The sequence below is a fragment of the Massilia genomosp. 1 genome (assembly GCF_011682185.1).
GTDB classification, from domain to species: domain Bacteria; phylum Pseudomonadota; class Gammaproteobacteria; order Burkholderiales; family Burkholderiaceae_D; genus Telluria_A; species Telluria_A rubra.
Genome location: NZ_WHJF01000164.1, coordinates 1 through 8,684 on the forward strand (window position 1 = coordinate 1; position 8,684 = coordinate 8,684).

Consider the following 8,684-nt stretch of genomic DNA (forward strand, 5'->3'; position numbering starts at 1 on the left):
ATTCTTCATCCATCTGGCGCAGGTCGAAATCAGTGAGAGGCGTGGGCTTTTTTAACAAGATTGCACATCATACATTGAACTGAGTTTCCAGGCAGAAAAATTGTCTGCGGGGAGGTGATTGGTTACGTGGCAACTGCTATGGGCGCTAGGCCTCGCTAAAGCCAACCGCGATGACGATATGGTGAGAACAAACCCAAAAAAGTATATTAAGCTTCAAGCGGTTGCAGAAATTGCATACGGCAACAACGGAAAAGAGACATTTGAAGGTTATCACGAAAAATACATCGTTCAGCTAACTACGCCATTCCACGACACTTACTTCTCGAATTCCAAATATTTCTATAATGCCCACTCGCTAACAGACAAGAAAACTTGGCGTGAGCTAGCGGGCATTCGCGTGGAATACGCACTGCCTTCTGGAAGACTCGATCAGAGCACTGCGGCAAAATTCACGCGTGATAATTTGATCCAAGCATTTTCAATTGGAAACGCTCATACCCCGACGCTATGGTCGCGCAGCACTCCACCGGACGTACGCGTGACCATGGGCGGTCCGAATGCCGGCTTCACCTCCCTGTCCGCAGGACTCGACTACCTGCAAGCACACCCGAACGAAACGGTGTGGGTCATGAATTGGGACGCCCCGAATTTCCCGCCCAAAGACGAACAGATCAACGAGAACATGGTGCTGCTGGTTCTCGCCGGTCCCAACTACAACACCGAACGCGCCGCACTTGCATGGCTGAGCTACCCAGCCAGCAAGAAGGTCGCCGACTTCGACGCTCAGCAAGGCAAACCAAACCGAGCCGTACAGGCATGGCAAGCCACGCTGTCCGCTGCGGCCGTCAACGCTGGCAAAACGACGGCCGACATCGGCTTTGTCATTCACGACGCCAACAACACCCATGCGGCATCCTCGGACCGGCTGGCCAACCTGGCCCACACCTTCACCATCGAGCTGGCCGAGTTCGATTTCGCCAAACAAACCTTCAACACGCCCGCCCTGCTAGGGGAGATGGGCGCCGGCACAGCGCTGACCAACGTTGCACTCGGCATTGCAGTGGCCAATCACATGGGCAAACACGTCCTGGTCGCCGGCACGACCGATACCGACGAAACAACCGCCGTGCTCGTCACCCCGCCGGTAAAGGTACGCCCTTTGAATCCGGACGCGCCATGGTTTCGTGCGCGCGGCGAGAACAATGCCTACCTTCCATGGTGGGGATTGCGTCACGACGCCACGCCGGGCTCGCAGGGCTATTCCAAATGAATGACTTCAAGCGCCGTGTTTACGAGGAACCGTCATGCGTCTCGTCATTCGCCTGAACGACCCCACGACCCACGGCGGCAAAGTCATCTCGGCCGCCCCAACGACCACGGTACTGGGCATCATGGTCGCGCGCCTCGGCGACCGCTGCTCCTGCCCGATTGCGGGCCATGGAGCGTGTGTCATCGTCGAGGGCGATCCGAAAGTGCTGATCCACGGCATACCGGTGGCCTTTGAAGGTCATGCAACCAGTTGCGGCGCGAAGTTGATATCGACCGTGCCGGACAGCGGCCGCGGTTAGCGCTGCGCTGATAACGTGTCGCGACACCCGCCCACTGGCCTCAAACCACGTCATTCCCGCCCTGATGTCACGGCACGCCCGGCGAGCGCGCCGCTTCCGCCTGAATCCAGTCCACGAAAGCGCGCCCGCCCGACGCGGCAAAGCTGTCCGCCAAACCGACCAGGTAATACCCGAACTGCGTCGGCCACTGCCCCTCCAACGCCTTGCACAAGGTCCCCTTCTCCAGGTCGGCGCCTGCGTAGATATCGCGTACCAGCGCCAGCCCTTGCCCTTCGCTGGCGGCGCGCACCAGCAAATGTTCGTCGCTGAACGACAACCCGCGCCGCGCCTTCGGCGATTCACTGCCGCTCGCTTGCAGCCACAAGCGCCAATCCTGGCGCTCGCGGTCATGCAGCAGCGGGTAGGCCAGGCAATCGGCCGGGCAGCGAATCGGCGGCCCCTGGCGCAATAAGCCCGGCGCGCCGACCACGATCATGGCGGGCGACATCAACCAGCGCGCTTCGAGGCCGGGATAGTGTCCCAGCCCATGCCGGATGGCGAAATCGACCGCCTCGGTTTTCAGGTCGACCACGCGCGCATCGCTGTCGATCGCGAGCGAGACTGCCGGATGGCGCCTGGCAAAGTCGCCCAGCCGCGGCAACAGCCACCCGGACGCAAACGACGGCATCACGCTCACCACCAGTTGCCGCGCAATGTCATCCGGCAGATCGCGGCGCGCCACGGTTTCGATCTGCTGGAACGCGGCCCGGATATCGGCATACAAGGCCGCCCCGGCAACGGTTGTCACCACGCCGGCCCGGGTGCGGTCGAACAGGCGCTGGCCGTGCCGCAACTCCAGCTCGCGGATGCGCTGGCTGATCGCGCCGGCCGTGACATGCAACGCGCGCGCAGCCTCTTTCATGCTGCCGGCGCGGCACACGACAAAGAAGGTATACAAGCTCTGGAGTGGAATCCGCATGGCCTCACTTTAGCCCAGCTATAGTGAAAGCGGCAACAGATCGTTTGCGCGCACCCGGGTGCCGGCTTTACGCTCGGAACCCCACAATCAACGCACAGTCCACTAAGGTGCTTGCAAACCGCCATGAAGACCATTTCCCCGTTTCGCCCGGCACTGGAAAGCGCACTGAGCCACGCGCTGGCCCATCTCGATCATCTGGAACAACAGCCGGTCGGCGCCCGCGCCAGCCTCGAGACGCTGCGCGCCCGTTTATCCAGGCCGCTGGCCGACGCCGGCCTGCCGGCCGCACAAGTCATCGACGAGCTGGCCGCCGACACGGCCGGCGGGATCAATGGCAGCGCCGGCGGGCGCTTCTTCGGCTGGGTGATCGGTGGCGCCTTGCCGGCCGCGCTGGCGGCCGACTGGCTCACCAGCGCCTGGGACCAGAACGCCGCCACCTACGCCTGCGCCCCGGCGGTGACCGTGATCGAAGAAGTCTGCGGGGTCTGGCTGAAGGACTTGCTCGGCCTGCCGCGCGACGCCAGCTTCGCCCTCACCAGCGGCTGCCAGATGGCGCATGCGACCGCCCTGGCGGCGGCCCGCAATGCGCTGCTGGCGCGCCGGGGATGGGATGTCGAACGCGACGGCCTGGGCGGCGCACCGCCGATCCGCATCCTGAGCGGCGACCAGTTGCACGGCAGCATCGCGCGCGCGGCCCGCTTGCTCGGCCTGGGCACGGGCGCCGTGCGCGGCCTCCCGGTCAACCCGGCCGGCCAGCTCGCTGCGGCAAGCTTGCAACAGGCGCTGATGGAGGCCGCCGGCGCCCCGCTCATCGTGGTGCTGCAGGCGGGCGACCTCAACATCGGCGCCTATGATTGCTTCGCCGAGCTCATTCCGCTGGCGCACCGCTACGGCGCCTGGGTGCATGTGGACGGCGCCTTCGGCCTGTGGGCCAACGCCAGCGCGCGCTACCGCCATCTGCTGGCCGGCGTCGCACACGCCGATTCCTGGGCGACCGACGGTCACAAATGGCTCAACGTCCCCTACGACAGCGGATTCGCTTTTATTGCCCATGCGGATGCGCAGCGGCGCGCGATGTCCTACGAAGCCAGTTATGTTGCCCACAACGATCATGTGCGCGAGCCCAAGGACTGGAACCCGGAATGGTCGCGACGCGGGCGCGGCGTGGCCGCGTATGCCGCCATGCGCGAGCTCGGGCGCGATGGTATCGCCGCCATGGTCGAGCGCTGTTGCGCGGCGGCGCATGCGCTCGCAACCGGTCTCGCCGCCCTGCCCGGCGTTGAACTTGTATGGGAACCGACGGTCAATCAAGGACTGGTGCGCTTTCTCGATCGCGCGCCGGGTGCCAGCGAAAGCGATCACGACCGCTGGACGGATGAGGTCAGCAACGCCGTGCTGGCCGGCGGCGAGGCCCTGTTCAGCAACACGAGCTGGCGCGGGAAGCGTTGCATGAGGATATCGGTATGCAATTGGCAAACCGGCGAGGCCGATGTCCGGCGCGCTGTCGCAGCCGTCGCGCTGGTGCTCGAAACGCATCGAATCTAGCGAAACCAGGGGCATGGCGGCCATTGTCGGGCCAATGTCGGGTGCTTTTCGTCACCGACACGGCTAGAATCGCGCAATACTCGTGGTTCACCAGCATCGGGAGAGAGCATGATTCTTAAACAACTGCGCCTCAGCCGCCACCTTTCTCAGGAACAATTAGCCCAGATGTCGGGCTTGAACGTGAGAACGATCCAGCGGATCGAAAGCGGCCACAAGGCCAGCGTGGAGTCGCTTAAATGTCTTGCTGCAGCGCTTGATGTGGCGGTGGCAACCCTGAACGAGGAGAACTTCGTGATCGACAAACATGCACACAACTGGCAGGCGCTACCGCTGTGGCTGCGCTGCTGGTTCGGCTTCAGCTTTTTACACATTCACCCCACCCGACGCGTCGCCAAACGCATCGAAACCATGTCGCACGCCACCGGCTTCCTGTTTTGCCTGCTCGGTTTCGTGAGCGAAGCGGCGCTGGCGGGCGGCTTGATCATGCTGGCCACGGCGTATCTGTTTTACTTGTTTTCGTGGCAAGGCGACCGCTACGGGATCTGGTTCGATCCCCCCGCGGCGGGCGAACGGCAGAGCGCCTGACGCCAGCGCGCAAGGCGCGCCGGCTTACTCCAGGTTCTCATGAAAGCCGCTGCCGCCGCGCTTCCAGTAGGCGGCGGCGCGGATGGCCGTCTTGTGCAAGCCCTTGACGTCGACCAGTTCGTGGCGCACGGCGGCCATGCTTGCCGCTTCGCCCGCGCACCAGGCATAGCCGTCGCCGGCCGGCAGCGCCCACGCCTGCACGGCAGCGAGCAGTTCGGCATCGCTGCCGACCCAGCGCAGGTCGAGCTCGGCATCGCTGGCAAAGGCGCGCCGGTCGGCCGCATCGTCGACCTTGACGATGACGGTGGCGCGGGCGCCGGCCGGCAGTTCTTCCAGGCGGCGCGCAATCGCGGGCAAGCCGGTTTCGTCGCCCACCAGCAAATGCCACTCGTAATCGAGCGGAATGATCAGCGAGCCTTTCGGGCCGCCGATGATCACCTGCTGGCCGGGCTCGGCCTGGGCCGCCCAGGCCGCGCACGGGCCGTCGCCATGCAGGGCGAATTCGATCACCAGTTCGCCCGCGACCGGATCGAAGCTGCGCGGGGTGTAGTCGCGCTTGGCGGCGTCAGGCCCATCGCCGAGAATGAACTTGATATGGTCGTCGAACGAGGCGCTGTGAAAATCGTGCAGCGCCGCGCCGCCGAAGCGAATGCTGCGGAAATGGCTGCCGATGGCGTACACGCTGAGCACCTCGACCCGGCGAATCTTGAGCTCATGGCGCACACGCTGCACACGGCTGACTGGAGCGTCTATACTCATCTCTTTACCCTTCAATTGCTTGACAATGTCCCCCATCATCCACGAATCAAATGACAATGTCAACCATTCCGACGAATCGCGCCGGGATGCCGTGCTGGAACTGATCCATACGATCATGCACCAGTACCGCTCGCAGCAATTCCAGGCCTTGCGCGACGGCCAGCATGAGCTCACGCACATGGAAGCGAAGGTGCTGGCGTTTTTCGGCCGCCATCCGGGCGCGACCCAGAGCGGGCTGGCGCGCCACAGCGGCCGCGACAAGGCCCAGGTCGCGCGCCTGATCACGGCGCTGCGCGAACGCGGCTTGCTGCATGGCGAAGCCGACCCGGCCGACCGGCGCAACACGCACCTGTCCCTGACCGAGGCCGGCAAGGCCATCGAGCAGGCGGCCCAAGCCGAAGCGAGCAAGCTGAACGCGCAGGCGGTGCGGGCAATGAGCGGGGAACAGCAACAGCTACTGCTCGGCCTATTGCTGCAAGTGAAGGATAATCTGGACCGGAACGACTGAGGCGGGGCGCAGGCGCCCTCCTCGCGGATCGCCGCCCCGGGGTTGACTTTACTGCTGCACGACACCTGCCTGATTGCCGCTGCCGCTTTGGGTAATCGCGGCTGCGAAGCCATTGCCCTTCTGGATGATCGAGGCGATGTTCGGCGTGTCGTACTGATTGCCGCCGTTTTGCGTGACGGATGCGATATTGTTGTTGCCCGTCTGGTCAATCAGCGACTGGCTGTAATCGAGGCGCTGCACCACCGTCGCCTTGTTCAGATTACCGGTCTGGACGATTTTGCTGGCGTTATCCTGGCCTTGCTCGTCGGCGCTGGCCAGGTTGTAATTGCCTTTCTGAAGAATGGTTTGCTCGCGCGTGAAATAGGAATCTTTTTGCTTGACGCTGGCGATATTCCCATTGCCGCCCTGCTGCACCCACACGCCCGAATACACCGCATTATCCTGGTCGATCGTGACCTTGTTCAGATTGCCGACCTGTTCCACCAGCGGCCCGCCGAAACCCGAATTGACCTGCTTGGCGGTGATGTTGTTGTCATCGCCCTTCTGGTAAGCACGGATACTGAACGGGAACAGGTAAAGCTGATCGACATTGACCGCATTGCGATTGCCGACCTGCTCGATCGTATTGCCCACCTCACCGGAATCCTTTTGCTTCACGAGCGCCTTGTTATCGGCGCCGATCTGCTTGATGGCCGTGCCGCTGCGGTTGATATTGTCCTGCGAAATGGTCGCGCCATTCTGGTTTCCGGTCTGCACGATGTCCGCATACGCATCGTAGGAGCGGATCTGGAAAATGCCGGGTATTTTTTTGAGAGGGTCGCCGGCGACGTTGTTCGTGCCTGTCTGCTTGATCGTGGCAGTCAGTTCATAGAATTCCTGATCGGGCGCCTGCTGCACTACGTACAGGCTGTTGCCTGTGCCCACTTGAGAGGTGGACACCGTGGGCTGGGCCGAGACTGCGCCGCTGGCAAAGGCCATCGCGACAGCGCTGGCGATGGTCGAGAGTATTGTTTTCATAAGGGTTTCTCCTTGAAAGTGCTGCGCAAAAAGGTGGCAGCGAAAGGTCCTGATGCCGCCGTGCATGCAGTGCAAAACCGGCTGCGTCAATGGTCGAGTGTATCGGCCGGTTCCGGGCCGCTTTTGATGGTTCTCAAGTGCTGAGACCGCTGCTTTTCGCGAGCGATCTCGTATGCAAGAGCGCGCTGCTCATGCGCTCATCAATGCGTGGGGTCCCGTCACAGGCGCATGCCAGCTCGCCTGTGTTACCCTCCTTTCAATATTTTTGAACGGAAATTACATGGTCAATTTGCGCAGCTTGTTCTTTTGGGGATGGATGCTGATGATCAGCGCGGGGGCGTTTGCCCAAGCGCCCGCGCCGGCGCCAGCGCCACAAGCGCCGACTGCCGGCGCGATCAAGACCGACTTGATCAAGCAAATGCAGAAAGATGGTTATCTGAGCGAGCCGGCCGCGCGCGAAGTCACCGGCAAATACGTCAGTGCGGGCGATTTCCGGCAAGCGGTGAGTGCCGCCGGCCAGGCCCAGGCAAGCGAGCCATCGCTGTGGGCGAAGTATATGTCCTGGGTAAACCTGATCAAGGTCGTCGCGGTCATCTGCTTTTTGCTGGTGTTTTACGACACGCTGCTCAAGATGAGAAAAGCGCTGTGGATTCACGTAAGCAAAGTGCCGACCATCGTTTATCAGCTGGTCTTTTTGAGCTTGACCATCTGCGGAACGCTGCGCCCGCAAGCGATCTGGCCGGCGCAGGCTTTTTACCTGGCGCTGTTTTGCGCCTGGGGCAACCTGATACTGGTGGCGTGGATGATGACGACCTATAAGGTCATCAGAGAAACGCTGAACAAGCTACCCTTGTACCGGCTGGCGCCCCATAGCGCCGACTGTGTGTTGGGGATGTTCTATTTCGGCGCACTGGCATTAAGCTACCAATCCGCCATTTTCGGATTTTTCGCCGCCGTCTGCCTGTCCGGGGTTTTCTCGTTCAGCATGATGTACACGCCCCGCACGCTGTCCCTGGAATTTAGGGAGCGCCTGCTCAAAGCCATGGTATTCGGCCACCTGGTGGTGCTGACGGCGTATTGCGTCATGCGCACCACCGGCATGCAATGGGAATCGGCCCGCTATTTCGAGGCCGGCATCGAGTACTACTGCACCATTGCGCTGTCGGTCGCCTTGCTGGTGGGCGCCTCGCCGTGGCCGTTCAAGGCGCAGCGCAGCCACTACATGTCTTTGTTCATAGCGCTGGCGATCGTGGCCAGCATGATGTATGTGTTTCTCGACCTGAAAGTCATCGCCAGCATCCTGTTATGTTTTTTCGTCCTGGTGACGCTCGAGTGGATCTGCTACCTGGGATTCAGGACCAACATGCTGGTGGGCGCCGGCATGCTCGGCGCGGTCCTGTATGGCATTGCCATGCTGATCGAAAAATACGGCGCGCTGATCGTGCTGGCGCCGGCCTAGCAGCCTGCCGGACTTGGGATCGTCGGCTGCTAGCATTATGCGTTTTGACGGGCGGCGCTCATGTGCGCGAAATACGGCCCATACGCGCCGCGCCCCGCAAAGACAGTTGCTGCCAGACCGTGCGGCAACAGCTTACGCGCTCGCGCACTGAGCAGTTTAATCGGCATAGGGGGCAGCTAAATATAGCTGCTCCCCTGCCACACCACCCGGCATGCGGGTCCGCACCGGGCGGTTCGAGTAGTTGAGGTTATGTGAGGCGAGGCATGCCAAGGCGATCAAAGTAGG

At 62.2% G+C, this 8,684-nt stretch carries 9 protein-coding genes; 6 read left to right on the forward strand and 3 right to left on the reverse strand.

Features of this window, described 5'->3' with window-relative positions:
- The first annotated feature begins 178 nt into the window (after positions 1 to 178).
- Together F1735_RS31465 and F1735_RS31470 are read left to right on the forward strand one after the other, a co-directional pair.
- The gene (locus F1735_RS31465; protein ID WP_229506061.1) at positions 179 to 1,270 is read left to right on the forward strand and encodes a virulence factor; all 1,092 of its coding nucleotides are present in this window, start codon (positions 179 to 181) and stop codon (positions 1,268 to 1,270) included.
- A 34-nt stretch (positions 1,271 to 1,304) separates the two neighbouring features.
- Positions 1,305 to 1,568 (forward strand): PAAR domain-containing protein, encoded by a 264-nt coding sequence (locus tag F1735_RS31470; protein WP_167240695.1) that lies wholly within the window; start codon positions 1,305 to 1,307, stop codon positions 1,566 to 1,568.
- Positions 1,569 to 1,635: 67 nt separating this feature from the next.
- On the opposite strand, the gene F1735_RS31475 is transcribed toward F1735_RS31470, so the two are convergent.
- Entirely contained in the window at positions 1,636 to 2,526 is an 891-nt protein-coding gene (locus F1735_RS31475; RefSeq protein ID WP_167240697.1) for a LysR substrate-binding domain-containing protein, read from the reverse strand.
- 123 nt (positions 2,527 to 2,649) lie between these two features.
- Here F1735_RS31475 and F1735_RS31480 point away from each other — a divergent pair, with 123 nt between their 5' ends.
- Positions 2,650 to 4,071, forward strand: coding sequence for a pyridoxal phosphate-dependent decarboxylase family protein (locus F1735_RS31480; RefSeq protein WP_167240699.1), 1,422 nt, complete (start codon positions 2,650 to 2,652; stop codon positions 4,069 to 4,071).
- Positions 4,072 to 4,179: 108 nt separating this feature from the next.
- Entirely contained in the window at positions 4,180 to 4,656 is a 477-nt protein-coding gene (locus tag F1735_RS31485) for a helix-turn-helix domain-containing protein (protein ID WP_167240700.1), read from the forward strand.
- Between the two features lie 24 nt (positions 4,657 to 4,680).
- Here F1735_RS31485 and F1735_RS31490 read toward each other — a convergent pair whose 3' ends face one another.
- A complete protein-coding gene (locus F1735_RS31490) occupies positions 4,681 to 5,415 on the reverse strand; it encodes a siderophore-interacting protein (protein ID WP_167240702.1) in 735 nt (244 codons plus the stop codon).
- 25 nt (positions 5,416 to 5,440) lie between these two features.
- Here F1735_RS31490 and F1735_RS31495 point away from each other — a divergent pair, with 25 nt between their 5' ends.
- Entirely contained in the window at positions 5,441 to 5,923 is a 483-nt protein-coding gene (locus tag F1735_RS31495; RefSeq protein WP_167240704.1) for a MarR family winged helix-turn-helix transcriptional regulator, read from the forward strand.
- Positions 5,924 to 5,971: 48 nt separating this feature from the next.
- On the opposite strand, the gene F1735_RS31500 is transcribed toward F1735_RS31495, so the two are convergent.
- Entirely contained in the window at positions 5,972 to 6,940 is a 969-nt protein-coding gene (locus F1735_RS31500) for a hypothetical protein (protein ID WP_222853133.1), read from the reverse strand.
- A gap of 280 nt (positions 6,941 to 7,220) precedes the next feature.
- Between F1735_RS31500 and F1735_RS31505 the strand changes: the two genes are divergently transcribed.
- Positions 7,221 to 8,399, forward strand: coding sequence for a hypothetical protein (locus F1735_RS31505; RefSeq protein ID WP_167240708.1), 1,179 nt, complete (start codon positions 7,221 to 7,223; stop codon positions 8,397 to 8,399).
- Positions 8,400 to 8,684 lie beyond the last annotated feature (285 nt).